Raw genomic sequence first — 21,131 nt, 5'->3', positions numbered from 1 at the left:
CAATGTTGAGCCTTTGAACTCCAATGTTGAGCCTTTGAACTCCAATGTTGAGCCTCTGAACCTCGAAGTTGCACCTTTGAACCTCAACGTTGCACTTTTGAACCTCAACGTTGCACCTTTGAACCTCAAATTTCGAGTTTGGTACTCAAAGCAGCCAGATAAATACTCTATGCCCCATGCCCCATGCCCCATGCCCCATGCCCCATGCCCCATGCCCCATGCCCCATCCCCCATACCCCATGCCCCATGCCCCCTAATACTAAGGTGACTGATTTAACACCCACTTCAACCACTGCCTAAAGGAACTTACAACATTCAACTTTTGAACTCCAGGCGCACGGGCGGCGGCTAGTCCATCAATGGCGACTAATGCGGCGTATTGCAAGCCCAAAAAACTATCAACTGCTGCATAAGGGCCACCTAAAGTAATAGCCCCAGCAGCATACATTTGACCTCTATCACTACGCATTTCTACTAATTCAAAATTGTTCGCTACAGCCAATCGCCCCAGATGATTCACTGGGAGATTGTAATGTTTCACCAAATCTGCTAATAGAGGATTAGTATCTACCTTGGCATCCAGTCCAGTAGCATCAACAATAAAGTCAGCTAGCAATTTCATTTCCCCAAAACTTTGCTCTCGAATACTGGTAATAGTCCGGTTTTGGCCATCTCGTTCCACATCCAGCACCTCACCAAAAGTAATTTGATACCAGCCTTCACTTAACCCTTGGGCAGTAATTTGCTGCCAGTCGTGGCGGTCGGCGGTGGTAGTTCCGCCCCAGTCTGCTAGTAAGCCTTTGCGTTCGTCGGGACTGGCTTTTTCTAATATTGCCCGGAGTTCGCCGCCCCAACAGGCTTTAGGCCAGTTAAAGGGTTGAAATTCGTAATGATTTTTGACTGGGCGTTGGGCATTTTGAAATTTGTTGCCTTGGGGTTTAGGCGATCGCATTAAATGCAAAACTGAAATATTCTGATTTCGCTTTCTGGCTTCATAAATGCGTTGAAAAATCCGCGAAGCGACAATTCCCCGCCCCCGAATCAAGACGGTACCACCTTGTTGCTCTAGTTGCTCATAAACATGATCGTGTGCCTCATAAGCATTGACAACAGATTTAAAATCTTGATATTTTTCCCTATAAGCTTGCAAATCTGGAAGAAACTGAATTGCTGGATACCCAGTAGCTAAATGTAAATAACGACTAACTAAAAAAGCATAATTTCCTGGGCCGCGAGAATAGGCTACGCAATACCTACCGTCATCAGTTTTGCGAATTACCTGAACTCGCCCATAGCGATAAATTTGATTCCAGCCAATGCGCTTCGCCTCTCTATCTATGGAATCAAAGACATTACCCGCACGGGGTGTATAAGTTTCTGCAAATGTTGGTTCAGCAAATACCTGCCACAAATACTTGAATGCTGAGTTTATCTGTCCCTTGGTGAAATCGTGCCAAGCCTCACGCAAGGCATAACTAGGCCAGCCCCAAATATTATCAGGACAAGAGTCAGAATTAGAACGCAGTCTTTCATGTAAGGGAATTTGCGAATTCAAACAAAGCCGTTTGTAACGAGCATAAGGCTCCCCCTCTAATCCCAAAGCCACAATCTTGTCAGCACGCACACCACTAATTCGCAGCAAATCAGCCCAGAAAAAGCTACCCAGTCCCGCCCCGATCGCGAGATAATCAGATTCATCTACTGGTAAACCCGTAGCATGAAGTGCTTGCACAGCGACTTTTTGGGTCTGAAACGCTAATGGCGGGAAATTACTCGCCAAGGGCCTTAGCGGCTGAACATCTGGCAAACTGGGGTCTGGAAGATTCGTCTTTGCATTGAAGTGAATCGTTGAAGGGGGAGTGGTATCTGGTGCAGAGGCGCTAGCAGCTAATGTCACCATGATCACATAGGGGCCAATTTGCAACGTATCGCCATTAACCAGGACACTGCGGGTTTGTGGTTGACCGTTAACATACACACCGTTAACGCTATTTTGGTCAATCACCACCAGATGGTCTTGTTCCCAGTCAATTAGGGCATGGTAGCGAGAAACTTCGTTACTGTTAAGCAGCATCCTAGAAACGCGCACTCCCCTGAGTTCAGCAGGTAAACGAGCAAATTCTCGACCAAAAGCGATCGGCATATTTAACCTTGGTTCTCGCCGTTCACCCGTCGCTGGTTCTTCCCAACTCAATTGGATTTGTTCATTAGTCATTTGTCATTTTTCAGTGGCCATTGGTTATTCTCCTGATCTCCCTCATTCCCCACTCCCCACTCCCCACTCCCCACTCCCTAACTCCCTACTACGATCACACTCACAGCCGCAGCCAAAGATGTTCCACACCAACGACAGCCTATGTGTAGATTCTCTCCTGGAGAAACTTTATGACATTTGGGGCATTCTAAGCCATAAACTCCTGGCTGTGGATGCGGTGGCATCAAAATTGTTACTGGAATGCTACCCGTGGAAATGCTAGTAACGTTGAGTTTTATTTGTCCCAAAGAGATATTACTACCTTCAGTTAAAGGCATTTCCCCTTGGACTAATTGCCGTCCATCGACAAGGGAGGGATTTTGTGATCGCAAATTTCTGATATAAAAGCGCTGTTGCTGGTGATGAAAAAAGATTTCAATGTGCAGACCAGAGACAGTAGGGTGACTCAGAACAATGTCGCACCGGAGTGGGTCGCGACCGATGCGAACAGTGCCAGGATTTTGACTTGGCTGTTGTTCGTAAATGTTTTGAGTTTTATCTTGACCTGCATCGTGCCACTGTAAAGTTAGTGCGTTCATTGTTCTAACTTCATAACTCGTATTTAGTTACTTCAACTTCTTTATGTGCGATTTTTAACACGATTGAGTTAGTGCAAGCAACTATTTAAAAAAAACTTCAACAAGCTTTATTTCGCCGATGCTAATTTATCAGCAATGCGTGTAGTTTCTGGCAGCCGATATTTGGGTGTACAGCGTAATACATAGTCAATTGCCGTAGGTAAACTAATTCGATGACCACTAGAGATGTAGAGAGGTTTTACTCCTGTGCGTGTGCGTAAAACAGCCCCAATCGTTTCACCCTTATATACCAGTGGTTGCCTGCTGCCTTTTGTTTCTGGCAATTCCTCATGCTTGCCTACCAACAACGACTTAGCTACACCAATTGTTGGCATATCTATAAGTAACCCTAAATGGCTAGCTATACCTAACCTGCGGGGATGGGCAATTCCCTGACCATCACACAGGATGATATCTGGTGTTGTTTTAATCTTTTCCAGGGCATCAAGGACAGCTGGAATTTCCCGAAATGAGAGGAACCCTGGAATATAAGGAAAGGTCGTAGGACGGTGTGCTAGGCTTGTCTCGATTACTTGCAAATCAGGAAAACTCAGTACTGCGACAGCTGCACGGCTAATTGTTCCATCAGCTTCAAAACCCATATCCACACCAGCAACGTACTGGACAGGTTCTTGTAGTTGATCCTCTGTAATTACTTGATCTCGCAGCTTTTCTTGGATAGCTATAGCTTCTTCCAGCGTCGAAGGCCAAGCATGATCTCGATGAAACTTCATATTTCAAATTGTAATTAAACTGATTAATATTAGTCTTGTTAATTTGGCAAGCACAAAGACAAGAGTTTTTGATGTTGACACAGGGAAAAGATATTTATTGGAAAACTCTGTCAAAGACTATCTTTATAGTAGATATTTTAGCCGAAGTTAGCTGATATCTTGCATCATAATGTTACTTAAGGCTGTCAAGAGGGAATCCTGAGAATATAAGTTTATTTTCCCAGATTTTCTCTTTTATTGGTTATGACACAGCCGAATATTGTAAAACTTGCAAAACAGGGAGATACCGAGGCGATCGCATCTCTAATGAACCGCCACCTACAGCCCAAAGGTATGACTGCAAAAGTTGCCTTTAAAGATGCTTGCTTAGAGGTAATGCTAGAATCTACCCAAGTACCAAATCAGCAAGCCTTGGTTGCATTTGTCCGCAAAGGGTTAACGGCTTTAAAGGCTGCATCCGTTGAAATAGTGAAAGTTTATGGACAACAAACGGGTAAGGAATTTCCAGCTTGGAGTAAAGAGTTTAATTTAGGCATAGCAGAAGCTGAATTAGAAGCAGTAGATAAAGAAGACTCTTCTAGTAATTTTCAAACCCTAACTATTTGTATCAACTTAAGTGGCGATACTGCACGCGGATTAACAAACCAAGATTTTGAAATTATTGCTAATCAAATAAGCACTGATATTTTATCATCTTGTACAGACGTTTTTATTCAAAAAGTAAGTATTAGTAATGGTAGTTCTGTAATTACAAAGGAACGCTAATTTTTTTGTTTCACGCAGAGTCACAGAGAGGGTATAAAATAGGGGCTTTTGTAATAAGTTTAATAAAATTATGTAAATTTTAAACATAGGGCTGGAAATATTCGGAAAATGTTCCTTTTCTCTGTAAATGGGGAATCCTGAGATAGAAGATATTATCTCAGGTTTTTGGATTTATTGGTTATGACACAGCCGAATAGTCCCTAACTTCTAAAATTCCAACACAAATATCATCAAAGTCTGTATTAGTTACACCCTCCCCAGTGACTTCAGAATCGCCGACTGTGTTACTTCAAACTGATACATTCCGAGAGGCAGTAAATAAAGCAATCAATGCAGCTAACCTGACTCAATCAGCAAAATCTCCAGATGAGTGGAAAACAGTTGTGAGTCAGTGGGAAGTTGCGATCGCACTTATGAAAACTGTGCCATCTTCTAGCCCTAATTATGTAGTTGCTCAACAAAAAATTAAAGAATATCAGAAAAATTTAAACTATGCCGAGAAAAATTCTGTCGGTAAAAAGTAAAGCGATCGCACCTCAAAGCTAAACTAGAAAAAGGAGTGCGATATTCCGACACTCATCAGGATAAATTATCATGCTTAATGGACTCAGGCAAAAGGCGATCGTCAAGCCTGGTGGTGTAGTAGAAATCTCTTCTCCAGAACTTCCAGCAGGTGTAACTGTGGAGGTAATAGTACTTATTGAGTCACCCCCAAAGTATTCTGAAAAGCCTCTAACTAGCTTTATCGGATCTGCTAGAGGCAGTTATTGCCACAAATGCTTTTCAGCAAAATACTACTAACACCGCAACACCGCCAGCAACTATGCCAGAACGGGTGTTAGGAGGCACTGAAGTAAAACTGCCTATCTTCGGGTTAGGAGGAGCAGGACAAACGCCGCTATCCTGGGAAGGAAAAGAGAGTGATGCTACTGCAATAATTCAAAGAGCGCTAGAACTTGGCATTCGCTACTTTGATACAGCAACTAGTTATGGGCCGAGTGAAGATTATTTAGGCAAAGTGCTACCACCCCATCGCTCAAAGCTGTTTCTAGCAAGCAAGACTGATAAAAGAGATCGGGATGGTGCATGGCGAGAATTGGAGCGATCGCTTAAACGTCTCAATACAGATTATCTCGATTTGTGGCAGTTGCATCGCGTTTCTTTTTCCGAAGAACTCGATACCATTTTTAGTGCATCTGGCGCAATTAAAGCTTTGGAAGAAGCCATACAACAAAAATTGGTGCGGTTCGCAGGTATTACCGGACATCACGACCCTCAAGTGATTGCCGAAGGGTTACGCCGTTATCCTTTCCACACTACACTGATTCCTGTGAATGCCGCCGACAAACACCACCCACGTCCATTTATCCCGGTAGTTCTACCAGTTGCTCAAGAAAAAAATGTCGGTGTGATTGCGATGAAAGTCCCGGCTTATGATCGGCTGTTTAAATCAGGTGGGTTGACAGGTATGGAGCAAGCTTTAGGTTACACAATGTCTCAGCCTGGAGTTCATTGTTGCGTGATTGCCGCAGAGAATATTGCACAATTAGAGAATAATGTCAAGATAGCGCGGGCTTTTGTGCCTCTTAAGAAGAAAGAATTGACAGCGATCGCAGGGCGGACTGCTAATATCTGGGAAGATAGTACATTCTTTCGTGCCTGGACTTAGGTCAACCTTGCACTAAAAGCGGTGTCGGAATGTCTAGGTGATGTAAGGTGTTATGGTGTTATAGAAAATCATTCAGCTTATCCACACGCTGCGGGATCTTATACGGAAGCATTCTGTATAAGAATTCTTAAGCCCTACTGCATGTCCTTCACCACACCTCTTATGCCAGATAAATCTGCACCAGAAATTGAACTGATATGCGCGGCGTACGCTGCCTTCAACGCGCGAGATATTGATGCCGCCCTCGCCACAACTACTCCTGACGTGGCTTGGCCGAAAGCGTTTGAAGGCGGTTATGTCCATGGACATCAAGCAGTCCGCGCTTACTGGACGAGGCAATGGTCCGGCATCAATCCGCATGTTGAGCCGATTTCCTTTCACCGGGAGGATTCCGGGCGTATTTTAGTCGATGTGCATCAAGTCGTGCGCGATCTAGCTGGAACAGTTCTTTTTGATCAGCACGTTGGTCATCGTTATACCATTGAGCATGGCTTGATTCAAAGCATGGAAATCTATCCACCTTCATTGTCGGGCCACTGAACCTAACAAGGCGCTACAACGAACGGCGGAGTAATGTCTGACGCAGAGAGGTTGCTTTTCCTCCCGCCGTCGCTGATCTTCTAGCCGTTAGGTTCTGCCGCATATCCTTCACTACACCCTGACTGCCTGACAGAAGTGGGTGAAATCGAGATTAGACAAAGCTTTGCAAGAATTGAGGCAGGGTGACATGAGAAGCTAGGTTACCACACGAATGCTCGGTTTAAACATTAGGCGATCGCAGGAGCGAAAATTGTGTTTTCAAACCGGATTTTTGGTTTCATTTTAAGCACTATTACTTATTGACAAATTATTCATGACCTTAATTTATCACTGATGATTCTTATCAGTCCCGTTGATAATATTGTGCCGCTTGCGACATATTAAATTGTAGTAGCTTCTTTTCTGGCAACTTGTATTGCAAACTCGGCTTAAAAGGCGAAATATTCAAACTGCGAATAATTTCCGCTGCCACAGCCTTTGCTAGTAACGGTGGTACAGAGTTACCAACTTGCCGAAATCCGTGCCATTTGGTTACATGAAATCTAAACCAATCGGGGTAAGAATGCAATCTCGCCGCTTCCCTGACTGTGATACAACGGGGCGTAATTGGATGAATCGGTCTAGGAGATGTAAAAGAACCTCTATACTTGTCTGTTCCAGCCCTTAAAGTATTACAAACACCAGCAGGATGTAGTTTATAAAAACGACTAATTTTTTCTCTCTCGCCTTGTTGAGTCTCCTGAAAACGTTTAATAGTTTCCGCAGAATGTTTTGTTCTTAAACTTGAAGAAAGTATTCGCAAATCATATTCACGTTTGTAAGAATAATCATCCTCTAGGTATTTGATACCGCGAAGTACAAGAGCATAATTACTAGGCTTTCCGTATTCTGCTACAACCCAATTTTTTATTAGTAACTCAGGATATTTTTCTATTTCCGGTAAATCTCCAATTGCATCCCATACTGTAGGACTCAATGGAATATCAGATATTTTTTTAGTAGTTAAATTATTTAGTAATGCTTGTTTACTAATCGGCTGAGGGTATTTCGGTAACTCTACATCCTCCCTTGCACCTATGAGAAATAATCTCTCACGGGACTGTGGTACTCCGTAATTTGCAGCATTAAGAACTTGGTAATTTTCTTCTATTTTATAGCCATCAATTTTAAACTTGCTAATTAAGATTTGGAGGATTTGTTTATGTTCGCCAACTGTGATTCCCCGCACATTTTCCATCACAAAGAATTTCGGTTTTAGCTCCAAAACCAGCCGATGAAAGTGAAACACCAAAGAGTTTCGGGGATCATCAACAGCCCGTTTACCAATTAGGGAAAATCCTTGACACGGTGAGCCACAAATTACCACATCAATTTCGCGATCGCCAATCTCAGACCGACTTCTAATTTCTTCGCCGGTTGTATCCACAACACTTTTACATAACACTGAGCAATAAGGGAAGTTAAACTCATGTGTTGCACAGTGGATCGGGTCAATTTCCACAGACGCCAGCACATCAAAACCAGCTTGTTCAAAGCCAAGAGTCATACCGCCCGCTCCGGCGAATAAGTCAACTGCGATCGCTCGTTGTTTTCTCATCTCATAAGCCATGACACCTCAACATAATTCGTAATTCGTAATTACCCTATGGATACAGAGGATTTCAAGTTAGTGAAGTACACAATTATTCGTCTCAAAACCAGATCTAAAGCCTGTTTTATTTCTGAATTCTGCTGGAAATGTGGCTTCTGGCAAAAACAGATGCTTCGCACTTAATTTTACTCATTAATAAACTGATTGATTCTCTATTTTTAATTACGAATTATGTTAGCGTCACAAAGAGCGAGTATTAGTTCGCTTTTAGCGTCTGTCTTCGGCACGCTGCGCGAACGTAGAGAGCGTCATTACGAATTATTTGGTCGCATTTGCAAAATTTCTTGAGCAGCGCGATCGCACACCCCAATTTCTCCTAAACACCGCCGCATTTCCTCATAATCTAGCAAAGTTTGCGCTCTCCGACTGGGATTGAGTAGCAGTTCCATCGCCGCTTGGATAATATTCTCTGGTGTGGCTTCCTCTTGTAAAAATTCTGGCACAATCGGCTTCATCACTACTAAATTAGGTGGCGATGCAAAAGTTAAAGAACCTTTGAGGATTTTACGAGCTATCCAAGCAGTCAGGGAACTTAGACGGTAAACTACAACTTGCGGCACATTTAACAAAGCAAGTTCCAGGTTGACAGTACCAGATTTGCTAATGGCTAAATCAGCAGCTGCAAAAACTTCCTTTTGTTGATCTAATAGAACTGTAGCCCGCAAACCGTAACGCTTAACGGCTTTCTCAATTGGTTGTCTATAGACTTCCAGAGATAGAGGAATCCAAAAATGAACTTCAGGTAATTTAGCTTGAATAGTCTGGGCAGCTTGAAAAATAATTGGTAAAAGATATTTTAGTTCTTGGTGGCGAGAGACGGGGAGAAGTGCGATCGCAATTTGTTCTGGTGCAATCCCCAATCTTACACGGGCTGCTTGGTGACTAGGAGCGTTCTGCATTCGGTCAACCAAAGGATGCCCTACCCAAATAACTTTTGCCCCTTGTTCTTGAAAGTAACGGGCTTCTTGTGGGAAGATTGCCAACAGCTTGTCTGTAAAGCCAACAATCTTGTTAGTTCTACGTAAATTTACTGACCAAGCCCACTCTTGTGGAGCGATGTAATACACCACAGGCAGATCTGGCAGATGCCGTTTCACATAAGTCCCAATTCCGATATTCGGACTCATATAATCGATCAGCACCACCAAGTCAGGTGGATTTTGCTTTAAAGAAGCGATCGCCTGACGTTGCACCTGGAGAGTCGGTAAAATATAAGGCAGCCCTTCTAGAATACCCATTGAGCCAATACTACTGGTATTGCCCAGCAAAGTTGCCCCAGCCTCTACCATTTTTTCGCCACCCAGCGCTACAATCTCTAATTCCAACCCAATCGCCACAGCTTGACGCTTCAGCGCTGTAATTAGCAGTGATCCTTGTAAATCGCCAGATACTTCCCCAGTGCTGATAAATATCCGCATTTTATAATTAAAGTTAGGAGTTAGCAGTTAGGAGTGAGTAGTTAGGAGTGAATAGTTAAAAATTTAATTCATCAACTCATAACTCATAACTCCTAACTCATAATTCACGATTCATCACTCACGCCTTTTTTCCCCTTACCGGGAATCAAACCACGCCTTCCTGGCATCTGAGAAAGTAGCAGGAAGCGGCGCAGATGCTGCAATTCTTCGCTATCTCCTAACAATTCCAACTGTTCCAAACCATCCTTAAAGGACAAATCAGAACGGTAGAGAATGCGGAAGGCTTTTTTCAGCATTTGCAAATCTACTGATTCCATACCAGACCGTTTAAGTCCGACAAGGTTGAGGGTTCGTACCCGCGCCGGATTTCCCTCCACGAGCATATATGGGGCCACATCCCGGTCAATACGTGCCATGCCTCCCACCATTGCCTGTCTACCAATACGCACAAATTGATGGACACCTAAAACCCCACTCAGCCTAGCGCGTGACTCTATATGGACATGACCTGCCAACGCCACAGAGTTAGCAATCACTACTTGGTCTTCAATCACGCAGTTATGAGCCACATGGACATAAGCCATCAGCAAGTTCCCATCACCAATTACCGTTGCTTCACCGGCACCGGTAGCGCGGTTAATGGTAACGTACTCACGAATCAAATTGTGATCACCAATTTTGACCCAGGTTGGTTCTCCCACAAACTTCAGATCCTGGGGTTCCATACCGATGGCTGCACCTGTAAAAATCTGATTTTGCGCCCCAATTTCACAAGGCCCCTCTAGCACTGCATGAGCGCCGATTATTGTTTCAGGGCCCACTTTGACATGCGCTCCAATCACAGCATAGGCACCGACTTGCACTGTATGGTGGAGTTCCGATTTCGGATGAATTACAGCAGTTGGATGAATTAGCGTTTTCAAGGGTGAATCTCCAGAACTGTCTTGATAATCCAGCGCCGGGCCGGGTTTCTGAGGCAGCGTGTTACTCTGGTTAAGAGAGTTATAGCGACTGCCGTCCCATTCAGGCGACTGGCGTTGTTGAGCGTGAAGTCTTTCAGTGAACGAAAGTGTCGGGCAAAGCAAGTTAAGTGTGTTTGTGAGTGCATCTCGTAAAGAGGGCGTCGAAAATCAAGAAATTATCAGATGCTGTTGTGGATTTTTTTTAACTGTTATCCTTTTTCAGGATTCAGTAGGGGCATTTCACGGCTATGCCCATACCACGAAGCAAACTTTTAATTAATTAGAGAAAACATTAATTCCCCTTCAGAAGCAAGTTGACCATCAACTTCGGCACGACCTTGCATCTTACCGAAACGACGTTGTTTTACCCATAACAGTTCCAACGTCATTACTAGTTGATCACCCGGTACGACCTGGCGGCGAAAGCGGACTTTATCGATACCAGCGAAGACGAACAGCCCGCCTTCTGCCGGAGATATTTGAGTTAGAACAATGCCCCCAACTTGTGCCATTGCTTCGACAATTAGCACCCCTGGCATCAGTGAACGTCCAGGGAAATGTCCTTGGAAATAGGGTTCGTTGATAGTGACATTTTTAACACCAACAGCTTTTTTACCTGGAACGTAGTCAATTATTTTGTCTACAAGTAAAAATGGGTAGCGGTGTGGTAGCAATTTCTGAATTTCTTCACATGTGAAAGTTGTTTTAATCTCAGAGATGATTTTAGTCTCATTTATAGCCTGTGGTTCGGTAGATATAGGTGTAGTTGTATCGATGGTATTCACTTGAGTCAGGATTGACATTGGCCGTGTGGTTAATTTTTCATTTGAAAGTTGAGTAGGCAGGCGTATCTCGAAAGCCTTAATAATCCTGGATTTTAGGCTTTAGCTCCAATCTAAAATCGTTCGACTGAGCGTTCGCCTAGCGTCTCGGAGAGAAGCCGTTCGCGTAGCGTTCCGCAGGAAAGTCCCAAATCTAAAATTTTTTGAGCCAATTGAATGTGTAAATAGTGACTGGCTTTATACGCTAAGAAATGAGCACTAGGAAAAGTTCCTAGTAAACTTAAATCTCCTACTAAATCCAATATTTTATGACGCACTGGCTCATTTGCAAATCTCAATGGTGGATTTAGCCAGCCTTCTGGCCCACAAACGAGTGCATTATCCAAACTGCCACCCTTAATTAACCCTGTTTTTTGTAAGTGTTCAATTTGATGCAGTAACCCAAAAGTACGGGCAGGAGCGATTTCCGCAGCAAAGCTAGCAGCAGCTTTTCCTAGTTCGGCAGGTAGTGACCAACTATGCCATTGATTACCAATAGCGGGTAGGTCAAAATCAATACCGTAACTAAAGCGGGTTTCTGGTGCTGGGAGGGCACATACAAAGGTATCCCCTTGATAGACCCATATTGGTTCTGTAACAGCCAAGGCAACTTGGTTGTTAACGGGTTGTGATACTAAACCAACTTGGGCAATGTTGGCTGTCCACACCCTTGCTGAACCATCCAAAAGTGGAACCTCTGGGCCATCAATTTCAATACGGGCATTATCTACACCCATACCTGAAAGTGCTGCCAACAAATGTTCTACCGTGCGAACATATACTTCACCCTTGCCCAACTGAGTTGAGAGAACAGTGTGACTAACTGCCGCAACTTGGGCTGGAATGATCGGCAAATCCGGTAAATCCACCCGCACAAAGTAGCGTCCACTTCCCGCCTCAGCTGGTAGTATCCGCACCTGGGTACTCACACCGCTATGCAGTCCCACTCCAGTTTGAGTGATTTGATCTGCTAAAGTGTGCTGTTGCATAACCGAAAAGTCAATATATTTCCTTTAGTATTGTTCATCGTCTGTTTTGGTAAAATCCCTGATATTCCCCTAAAAATGTCATTAATCCCTTTATCGGAACAGTATTGAGGTAAATGTAAAAATTAGCAAGCTAATCCAGAAAAGTTATGAGTTAACAGTGAGGAGTGAGGAATTAAAACTCATAACTCCTGTACAGACGCGATTAATCGCGTCTCTACTCCTAACTGGTTAAAACCTTTCGCCAATACCAAAATTAATCCGGCTATCACCGTCATCGTTGATACCGTAGTCAATCCGAATTGGCCCTAGTGGAGACTGGACGCGAACGCCGAGACCATAGCCGAAGCCACTGCCATTTTTGTTCAACACTTCAGCTGCCTGGGTACTAGTACCCAGGTCACTGCCGATATCAAAAAATAGTGCGCCGCTGACTACTGAAAAAACTGGGAACCGATACTCAACTGATGCTTGCACATAACTGCGTCCACTACCTAATGCTCCTTCTTCATAACCTCGGACGGAGTTGCTGCCCCCAAGGGTAAAAGCTTCGTAGGGAGGCAAGTCACCGAAAACTGTTCCTGCTTGGAAGTTAAATGCTAGAGTTTGTGCCCCTTTTTTGGTGAGGCTAATCAACTTGACGGGGAAATATTGGCTGTAGCTACCGCGTAATCTGGTGAGAAAAATATTACCTAGTCCCAAAGGAACTGACTGATCGATGCCAAAGCGGAGATAAGAACCACTGGTAGGTTGCAAGGGGTTATTACGGAGATCGCGCTGTACCCCTAGTTGCAATAGCACCAAGTCATCTTCACCTCCACCAGAGAAAGTAAGTGGAACTTCTTGGCTGATGCGGTTCCCATTATTATCATCAAATATCGCTCCTGTTTTTCTGAGATTGCCATCGGCATCACGGGCGGAAACTCGTTGATACTGTAAACCGGCTGAGGCTGTCCATACGGAAGTTTTGTAGGGATTGGAGGACAGGGGACGGGTAAAGGTAACACCACCACCTAGACGGAGAATGCGGGGGCTATCCTGAGAATCTGTATTAGTGGGATTCTTTGGGTCAAATGTTCTAATATCCTGATCTTTGCCATCAAAAATCAACGAAATGGAACTGCGGCGAAAAAGATTGACCGTGTAGGAAGTCCGGTAAGGATCTCCTGCGATCCAGGGGTCTGTATACCGCAAGTCAAACAGCAGTTCCCGCTCTCCCACCTGTACCTCTGCACCCAGTTTTTGGTTTCTACCATTCAGGTTTTGCTGTTGATAGCTAACCGTGCCAAATAGTCCGCTAGCTGAACTAATCCCTGCCCCAGCCGCAATAGAACCACTGCCGCGTTCAGCTACATTCACCACTACATCTACCTTGCTGGGGTCACTACCAGGGTCAAGGGAGACATTTACATCTTCAAACAGTCCCAGTCCATACACGCGCTGTAGGTCTTTTTGCACGGTGTTGCGGTTGAATACTTGTCCTGGCTTTAATTCCAATTCTCGTGTAATGATGTAATCTTGCGTCCGTCCGCGAATCGGTTGTCCCTTCTCGTCTGTCTCCTGACCATCCTTATTGCGGAACCGGACTCTAATGTTTTCTACTACCCCTTCTGCTATTTGCAAGGTAACAACTCCGTTTTCAGAGACTTGTGGCGCTCCAATCACGTTGGCTAGCACGTAACCTTGGTCTTGATACCGCTTGTTTAACTGCTTGATGCCTTCCTGCAAGTCACGCAAGTTGAGGATTTTGCCATACTGTTGGCGAAAGACTTCATCTACAGTGTTAGCTGGTAGTACGGAAGCAACACCAGTGCCTGGATTGGCTTGTACTTGTACCTTGGTCAGGACGGGGTTAGGCTGTACAACAAAGCTGACTCGCACTCCCAAGGGGGTATCTTCTGGTGATGCTTGGACGTTGGAGAAGAAGCCAGTACCAAAGATGGCGTTAATATCTTCTTGCAATTGGCTGCGAGTTGTCGTTCGTCCTGGTTGGGTACGAATTACTTTATAAACTTGGTCTTCGAGTTCTGGTGATAGTTGCCCAGCCTGTGATCTAACTACTACTTCCGACACCAGTACGCGGGGATCATTGGCTTCTGGGGCTGTGTTGGGTTGAGTATTTCCCGGAGTTGTCGGCGGGTTAACATTCTGCGGACTTGGAGTCGTGCCTGGGCTTAGGATAGGTGTTCTTTGTTGACTACCTGGGGGTGAAATGACTGGAGTGGGAGATGGTTCTGGAGTTGTGGGTAATAAAGGTGCCGTTGTCGGTGGATTGACATTTTCTGGGACTGGAGTAGTCTCAAGAGTTGGCGAAGGTGTTTGTTGTTGACTACCTGGGGGTGGAATGACTGGAGCAGGAGATGGCTGTTGATTAGGGTTGGGATTTATTTGAGGGGTTTGTGCAGTTCTTGGGGTTATGGAGGTTGGTACTATTACCTCTGATGTCGCTGCATCTACGCCCGCCGCAGGCATCGCTGCTGGTTTGGCAGTATAAACTGGGACAACGCGGGATTGAAGATGTTCCGCCTCTGTAACCCCTGTGGAATTAGGTCGAGATTTTAGACTCTCACTAGTGTTACCCTGACCAGTGTCCTTTTCTGGCTGCTGATTTGTTTCTAGTGTCAAAACTTCTGTTGTCTGTTTTGAACCTTTGGCGGCTTCTGCATTTGCACTCATTGAGCCGCCCAAAGGGACTGCAATTGCTACTGCTGCCAGCAATACGGGAGATAAACGCATTTTACTTATGATTCCTATTCACGACCACACACACACCATGACAAATTTGTCATTTGTCACTTGTCATTTGTTATTGGCTATCAGTTACGAAGGATAAGTGACAAAGTACAATCCACACGAGTTTAATTGATTTTTACCCACTTAACTATTACTCTCTACTGCTTTTAGCACTCTTTGTAAAACTTCCTGGTACGCATCCTCTACATTTCCTAAGTCTCGACGAAAGCGGTCTTTGTCCATTACCCGGCGGTTTGAGTCCTCTTCTGCTGTATCCCACAAACGGCAGGTGTCGGGGCTAATTTCGTCTGCCAAGAGCAACTGCTGTTGTGAGTCCAAACCAAACTCTAGTTTGAAGTCTACTAGGGTAATGCCGCACAGTTGCCAAAAGTTAGTGAGAAATTCGTTGATTTGCAATGCTAGATGTGTAATTGCGTCTACTTGTTCCGCAGTAGCTAGTTCTAGGAGGTATAGGCGATCGCGTGTCAATAAAGGATCTCCTAACTGATCGTTTTTGTAATAAAACTCAACCAAAGGCTGTTTCAGAATTGTACCCACTACTAACCCTGTTTGCTGACACAGACTGCCAGCAGCAATATTTCTGATAACTACTTCTAAGGGTAAAATCTTTACTGCTCTCACCCGCATCTGATTCAGGGCAGGGCTGTCGATAAAGTGCGTTTTTATACCATTCGCTTCCAACTGTTTAAAAAGCTGGCTGGAAATGCTACAATTAATTTTTCCTTTCCCTTGGATACTGCCACGCTTTTGAGCGTTAAACGCCGTGGCATCGTCCTTAAAATCAGCCAACAAGACTTCCGGATCGTCCGTTGTATAAAGAATTTTCGCTTTGCCTTCGTATAACTTGGAATTAACAGACATGGTGGCAGGTAAGTTCTAGGCGATGAACCAAAGGTTGTCCTTTGAGGCTTCACCATTTTATCTTTAGTTATTAACTATTAGCCATTGGTGATTATTGAAGAGGACACGGGGTTGCCGATGATTGTGCAGAGGGGCAAAGTAAAATGAGGGAGCAGTAGTGCTATTCGCGGATAGCTAACGGAACTCGCAACTGTTTTGCCCCAGTTACTAAAGATTCACAACTGAATCTCTAACTTTTAACAGAGGACAATTGGCTTTAGTATATGGTATCTTTACCTAAATATATATACTTAGATAAAAAGTAATTATTTTTGCTAAAAACATTTTATTAGGAAATACGGTTATATTTTATATAGTTTGTAACTCAGGGTTTAGACTGAAGTCAATTACAGTTAGAACTTCATAAATTTAGATAGAGATAAATTGACAACCAGGAGGAAAATCAAATATTCCCTCTAGTTACTTTTGCAATAACTTTTGTTGTAAATGTTACAACAAAAGTATTTTAAGCTTAATTTTCTAGTCTCAAAATCTGAATTAACCAATTCCCGCACTATCTGTTGGAAAATGAGTTGGATGATTTGATTTCCCCCAGTCTGACAAAAGAAAGATTAGGGTAGCTAGTGATTCAGCTTTAGAGATTCAAAGAGAAAGGGAGTTAAATAAATTGGAGAACAAAATGGTGAACAAGGATGATTTTCTGTACCCTCGTGGTCGCTACTATGGTCAGGTAAAGCCAGAGAACTTGGTTTTTAATGCCAATCTACAGGAATTTGCCCAAAGAGTAAGCTACATTTGCAATTTAGAAACAGGTGGAAAAGTGCCTCCAGGTGCAGCTTACGAACAAATAAAGGATCTATGGAAACAGTTGAAACACTCAAAAAAAGAGCTAAGAATTGGCGAAGACTCGTTTCAGGATGATCAGGGGGAGGCTCAAGATTGAAGGGGAAATGAGGGGCAATTCAATTTTAGATTTTGGATTTTAGATTAAAATTGAATCCAAAATTGAATAGCCCAATGCCCAATAACTACTTAGTAAGCATTGTCCAAACACCATCCCAGGACTCTGGGGGTGGGATTTGTTGATAATTACGCGCACGTTCTAGGTGGATATCAACAGCTTGGTCTTGGGGTTGGATGCATTTGGCGGCTTGAAAACAGGCGATCGCTTGTGAGAAGTTGCGCGATAAATAAGCCGAGCGTCCAGTATGATAGTGATACAAAAACTCTTGAGTATTAGCATCTAAGGGAGTAGTGCGATCGCCAATTAACTCGTAGATATTCACCGCCTGGTGTTTTCCTTTGACGCGAATTTTATCTAACTGGCGCACCCAAATGCGATCGCTGCAAAGCTGGTAAGTAAATTCACTTAAAAGTATATCACAACCATAATCCTTAGTTACCGCTTCCAAACGCGAACTTAAATTTACACCATCTCCAATTACGGTGTAATCCATCCGTTTGCGGGAACCAATATTACCCGAAACTACATCCCCAGAACTAATCCCAATGCCAATACGAATTTGTGGTTGCGCCTGGATAATTCGCCGATGGTTAAATTCCTCTAGGCGGCATCGCATATCTAATGCCGACTGCACAGCCCTCCAAGCATGATTTTCTGTAAGTGGTAGCGGCGCACCAAATACCGCCATTAAAGCATCACCAATAAATTTATCGAGAGTGCCTTCGTAATTAAAAACCGCCTCCACCATCGTTTCAAAATACTGATTGAGCAGCAATACCACCTCAGCTGCACCAAGATTTTCCGTAAGTGTTGTGTAGCCCCGGATATCAGAAAACAAAATGGTTACTTCCTTGCGCTCACCCACCATTAAAGCATCTTCCCCCAGAGCCATAACTTGTTCGGCTACATGAGGCGTTAGGTAGCGGGACATAGTAGTTTTCATCCGTTTTTCCTGACTAATGTCTTCCAACACCACCAAACCACCCCGGACACTGCCTTCTGGGTTAGTTAGGGGATTAACAGTGAGATTAATACTGCGTTCTAATTGTTGCACCTGATCAAAAGTGAGAAACTCAGATTGGGGAGTGAGGGTTAGATTCCAGGGAATGAAAACATCGGGATTAGTGCGATCGCGCACTGCTAAAATTGAATGCTGAGTCCTAAGTGCTGAGTAGTGAGTCTCACTTTTAATTCCTAACCCTTGGGCAGGCTCAGGGCATCGCTCCTCACTGATAACTTGATAAAGTCCCACCATCAAACTTTGCTCTGGCACATAATGTTTAGCTCCAGTTTTTAAACTATCTTCTAGCCGCATTTGGAGATTTTCAATTGGCACAACTTCCCAAACTAGGCGACCAATCAAATTTTGTTCCCACAAAAGCTTGTTGTTCTTAGTATTAGCGTCTTTTATCGGACAACCCAATAACTCCAGTGCCGCATCATTAATCGTGACAATCCGTCCTGCCATATCTGTAGAAATCACAGCATCTGACAGACTTTGCAAAATGTCTTTCTGATACTGTTTTTCTAACAGCACATTTTCAAACAGGCGAGCATTTTCTAAAGCAATTCCTGCCTGGATATTAAAAGCCCGCATAAACTCTTCATCAGAAGCAGTAAAACTGTTTTGTTGCTTATTAATTAATTGCGTGACACCAATCAATTCATTTGCAGAATTAAATACTGGTAAACATAGGATATTGCGAGTTCTATAACCAGTCTTTCTGTCTGTAGTCGGGTCAAAGCGAGGATCTTTATAGGCATCGGAAATATTTAAGGCTTCTCCAGTGGAAGCTACATATCCAGCAATACCACGGTTACTGGGAATGCGGATTTGTATCAAGTTTGTGCCATCTGCCGCCGCTGCAACTTTTGTCCAGAGTTCACTCATCTCTTTACGATATAAAAACAGTGTGCTGCGGTCTGCTTGCATTAAAATTCGAGCTTGTTCCATGACTATCTGCAAAGTTGCTTCTAAATCCAGACTTTGCCCCAGAGTCTGAGTTGCCCGCAACAAAGCCGTTGCACCTCGTTGATTGCGAGCGGCTACATAAAAAGATTGGCAGCTTTCTAGAATAATCCCAATAGAAGCGGCAAAGTCTCGAAAACGTTCTTCATCATCATGATTAAAGGGAACATTCCCGGTTTTATTAGCCAGTTGCACTACCGCTACGGTCTGGTTTTTGCTACTGATAACGGGCATACATAAAATATTATGAATTTTGTAGCCCATTTGTTTTTCAAGTTCTGGGCTAAATAAAGGGTGAGTATAAGTTTCAGATATATTTAGATATTGACCTGTACTAGCAACATAACCAGGAATACCCACTGTGATCGGAGTACGAATTTCTAAGAATTTTTGAGTATTATCTTGGGGGACTTTTGACCAAAGTTGACCTTTGTCATAGTCAACTAAAAAAATTGCTGTATGTTCTGCTTGCAGTATTTGACCAATTTTGAGTGTGATAGCTTCTAGGACTTTCTCCAACATAGTTTCTAGAGCTTCATTATTAATCAGTTCAATGGCTCTAAGAAATTGCTGAAATTCAGCAGTTATGAAGTCGAGTAAGCAAACAAATTCATTAACAGATAAGTCTTTTACGCGATGCAGTAGGGCCTGAGTACGATTAACTTGAGTCAGTTCAGTTAATGTAGCCAAGACGCTGCCAGGGTTGGGGAGTGTCATGGGAATTTTAGATTTTAGATTTTGGATTTTGGGCATTGGGCATGGGGCATTGGGCATTGGTTATTAATTCTTCTCCCTCACTCCCTCATCTCCCTCATCCCCACTCCCCTATTTTGTCAACTGTTCAGAAAATATCACCTTTTGATAGTAATCTAGTAGCTGCCTAGTGGCAGCCGCCCAACCCCAACTTTCTGCTTCCTGGCGAGCATTTTGACGGATGATGTCTCGTTGTTGTTTTTGTCCTAAGAGGCGAATAGTAGCAGCGATGGCTCCGCCCGCCGCAGGTATCGCTGCTTGAACATCTGCTGTTGGCTCGAAAAGATATCCATTTACCCCATCTGTGACAATATCGGGAATTCCCCCCGAACGGGCTGCTACCACTGGACAGCCAGCAGCCATCGCTTCTAGTAGTACCAAGCCTAATGTTTCTGTACGGGAAGGAAAGATAAAGGCATCAGCACTCGCAAAGGCAGAACCTAACTCTTTCCCCATGAGATACCCAACAAAATAAGTGTTTGTGCCAGCAAAGTGTTTTTGCAATGCTTGACGGTGGGGGCCATCCCCAACCAATGCCAACCGCGCTTGGGGAATTGCCTCTAAAATTGGTTTGATGCGCTCAATTTCTTTTTCGGCAGAAAGCCGCCCAACGTAAAGTAGCAATGGACTTTCTGGATGATTTTGCGATAGGCGCGATCGCATCTCTACACTAGCTAAATCAGGGTGAAATAATTCCGTATCCACCCCGCGCTGCCATAAATCTACACGTTCAATACCGTGTGCTGTCAGTTCCTCCATCATTGCAGTTGAGGTACACAGATTCAAAGCCGCTTGATTATGAGCGCCTTTCAACAGTTCCCAAAGAAACCCTTCCAGCATCCCCAAACCATAATGCTGGAGATATTGGGGTAAATGGGTATGGTAAGACGCTACTAAGGGTATTTTGAGGATTTTGCTATAAAATATGCCAGACAAACCCAAAACTGCTGGATTCACGACATGAATAATATCAGGCTTAAATTCTTCTAAGGTGTAACCAATGGCTGGGCGAGGTAATGCCATTTTCAATTCTGGATACAATGGCAGAGGAAAGCCAGTAACGCCGTAAACTTTAGCGCCTTTGTATTCTGTGATGCCTCCATCAGGGGCAATCACCAACACTTGATTACCACTGCGCTGTAAATGGTCAACAGTATCACGTAGGCGCGTTACGATGCCGTCAACCTTGGGCAAGAAGGTTTCGGTGAATAGGGCAATTCTCATATAAAACTATTCAATCCAGGCAGATAATCTCAGCTTAAGAGTGCATTTTGCTATTAAACACAGATTAAACTGTCTCGTGTGCTGTAATCAATTCTGCACAGTCAAAATAACTGTGGGAAACCGCAAATTTAGTAATAGCTGTACGATATGCCTGATAAACACCAATTGAATGGTCATCATATTCTAGTACAATATGATGACCATTTTTAGACCCACGATTTACCGGGG

General features: G+C 43.8%; 19 protein-coding genes and 1 pseudogene. 7 read left to right on the top strand and 13 right to left on the bottom strand.

Annotated features, from left to right (window positions below):
- Positions 1–268: pseudogene (locus PUQ00_RS11325) on the top strand (hypothetical protein); the annotation flags it as partial.
- On the opposite strand, the gene PUQ00_RS11320 reads toward PUQ00_RS11325, so the two are convergent.
- The 3 genes from PUQ00_RS11320 to nfi all read right to left on the bottom strand — a co-directional run bounded on the left by PUQ00_RS11320 (position 260) and on the right by nfi (position 3,566).
- On the bottom strand, positions 260–2,215 hold the full coding sequence (locus tag PUQ00_RS11320; RefSeq protein WP_300416136.1) for an FHA domain-containing protein: 1,956 nt from the start codon (positions 2,213–2,215) through the stop codon (positions 260–262). The pseudogene PUQ00_RS11325 and the gene PUQ00_RS11320 sit on opposite strands and share 9 nt — an antisense overlap.
- A 77-nt stretch (positions 2,216–2,292) precedes the next feature.
- Complete coding sequence (locus PUQ00_RS11315; protein ID WP_300416134.1) at positions 2,293–2,793, bottom strand: FHA domain-containing protein; 501 nt, start codon at positions 2,791–2,793, stop codon at positions 2,293–2,295.
- Positions 2,794–2,900: 107 nt separating this feature from the next.
- Positions 2,901–3,566 (bottom strand): deoxyribonuclease V, encoded by a 666-nt coding sequence (nfi, locus tag PUQ00_RS11310; protein WP_300416132.1) that lies wholly within the window; start codon positions 3,564–3,566, stop codon positions 2,901–2,903.
- A gap of 243 nt (positions 3,567–3,809) precedes the next feature.
- Between nfi and PUQ00_RS11305 the strand changes: the two genes are divergently transcribed.
- The 5 genes from PUQ00_RS11305 (at position 3,810) to PUQ00_RS11285 (ending at position 6,540) form a co-directional block, all read left to right on the top strand.
- Positions 3,810–4,331 (top strand): hypothetical protein, encoded by a 522-nt coding sequence (locus tag PUQ00_RS11305; protein ID WP_300416130.1) that lies wholly within the window; start codon positions 3,810–3,812, stop codon positions 4,329–4,331.
- 281 nt (positions 4,332–4,612) lie between these two features.
- Positions 4,613–4,855 carry a hypothetical protein gene (locus PUQ00_RS11300; protein WP_300416128.1) on the top strand — a complete coding sequence of 81 codons (243 nt, stop codon included), beginning with the start codon at positions 4,613–4,615 and terminating at the stop codon, positions 4,853–4,855.
- Between the two features lie 70 nt (positions 4,856–4,925).
- A complete protein-coding gene (locus PUQ00_RS11295) occupies positions 4,926–5,132 on the top strand; it encodes a hypothetical protein (protein ID WP_300416126.1) in 207 nt (68 codons plus the stop codon).
- Positions 5,133–5,154: 22 nt separating this feature from the next.
- Entirely contained in the window at positions 5,155–6,000 is an 846-nt protein-coding gene (locus PUQ00_RS11290) for an aldo/keto reductase (RefSeq protein WP_300416124.1), read from the top strand.
- Between the two features lie 162 nt (positions 6,001–6,162).
- On the top strand, positions 6,163–6,540 hold the full coding sequence (locus PUQ00_RS11285) for a nuclear transport factor 2 family protein (RefSeq protein ID WP_300416122.1): 378 nt from the start codon (positions 6,163–6,165) through the stop codon (positions 6,538–6,540).
- 343 nt (positions 6,541–6,883) lie between these two features.
- On the opposite strand, the gene PUQ00_RS11280 is transcribed toward PUQ00_RS11285, so the two are convergent.
- The 7 genes from PUQ00_RS11280 to purC form a co-directional block, all read right to left on the bottom strand.
- Positions 6,884–8,137: a DNA cytosine methyltransferase gene (locus PUQ00_RS11280; protein WP_300416120.1), complete on the bottom strand. Its 1,254-nt coding sequence runs from the start codon at positions 8,135–8,137 to the stop codon at positions 6,884–6,886.
- 305 nt (positions 8,138–8,442) lie between these two features.
- Entirely contained in the window at positions 8,443–9,609 is a 1,167-nt protein-coding gene (gene lpxB, locus PUQ00_RS11275) for a lipid-A-disaccharide synthase (RefSeq protein ID WP_300416118.1), read from the bottom strand.
- A gap of 104 nt (positions 9,610–9,713) precedes the next feature.
- Complete coding sequence (lpxA, locus tag PUQ00_RS11270) at positions 9,714–10,532, bottom strand: acyl-ACP--UDP-N-acetylglucosamine O-acyltransferase (RefSeq protein WP_300416116.1); 819 nt, start codon at positions 10,530–10,532, stop codon at positions 9,714–9,716.
- Between the two features lie 311 nt (positions 10,533–10,843).
- Complete coding sequence (gene fabZ / locus PUQ00_RS11265; protein ID WP_300416114.1) at positions 10,844–11,374, bottom strand: 3-hydroxyacyl-ACP dehydratase FabZ; 531 nt, start codon at positions 11,372–11,374, stop codon at positions 10,844–10,846.
- A 92-nt stretch (positions 11,375–11,466) separates the two neighbouring features.
- Positions 11,467–12,381 carry a UDP-3-O-acyl-N-acetylglucosamine deacetylase gene (gene lpxC, locus PUQ00_RS11260; protein WP_300416112.1) on the bottom strand — a complete coding sequence of 305 codons (915 nt, stop codon included), beginning with the start codon at positions 12,379–12,381 and terminating at the stop codon, positions 11,467–11,469.
- 228 nt (positions 12,382–12,609) lie between these two features.
- Positions 12,610–15,114, bottom strand: coding sequence for a BamA/TamA family outer membrane protein (locus PUQ00_RS11255; protein WP_300416110.1), 2,505 nt, complete (start codon positions 15,112–15,114; stop codon positions 12,610–12,612).
- A gap of 141 nt (positions 15,115–15,255) precedes the next feature.
- Positions 15,256–15,993 carry a phosphoribosylaminoimidazolesuccinocarboxamide synthase gene (purC, locus tag PUQ00_RS11250; RefSeq protein WP_300416108.1) on the bottom strand — a complete coding sequence of 246 codons (738 nt, stop codon included), beginning with the start codon at positions 15,991–15,993 and terminating at the stop codon, positions 15,256–15,258.
- Positions 15,994–16,672: 679 nt separating this feature from the next.
- Here purC and PUQ00_RS11245 point away from each other — a divergent pair.
- Complete coding sequence (locus tag PUQ00_RS11245; RefSeq protein ID WP_300416106.1) at positions 16,673–16,936, top strand: hypothetical protein; 264 nt, start codon at positions 16,673–16,675, stop codon at positions 16,934–16,936.
- Positions 16,937–17,021: 85 nt separating this feature from the next.
- On the opposite strand, the gene PUQ00_RS11240 is transcribed toward PUQ00_RS11245, so the two are convergent.
- The 3 genes from PUQ00_RS11240 to PUQ00_RS32790 all read right to left on the bottom strand — a co-directional run bounded on the left by PUQ00_RS11240 (position 17,022) and on the right by PUQ00_RS32790 (position 21,096).
- A complete protein-coding gene (locus PUQ00_RS11240; RefSeq protein ID WP_300416139.1) occupies positions 17,022–19,643 on the bottom strand; it encodes an adenylate/guanylate cyclase domain-containing protein in 2,622 nt (873 codons plus the stop codon).
- Between the two features lie 108 nt (positions 19,644–19,751).
- Positions 19,752–20,903, bottom strand: coding sequence for a glycosyltransferase family 1 protein (locus PUQ00_RS11235; RefSeq protein WP_300416104.1), 1,152 nt, complete (start codon positions 20,901–20,903; stop codon positions 19,752–19,754).
- Positions 20,904–20,967: 64 nt separating this feature from the next.
- Positions 20,968–21,096, bottom strand: coding sequence for a hypothetical protein (locus PUQ00_RS32790; protein ID WP_366145955.1), 129 nt, complete (start codon positions 21,094–21,096; stop codon positions 20,968–20,970).
- Positions 21,097–21,131 lie beyond the last annotated feature (35 nt).

It is taken from the genome of Nostoc sp. S13 (genome assembly GCF_029379315.1).
GTDB lineage: Bacteria > Cyanobacteriota > Cyanobacteriia > Cyanobacteriales > Nostocaceae > Nostoc.
Note: the sequence above shows the minus strand (reverse complement) of the source record. Positions and strands in the feature narration are given on the sequence as shown.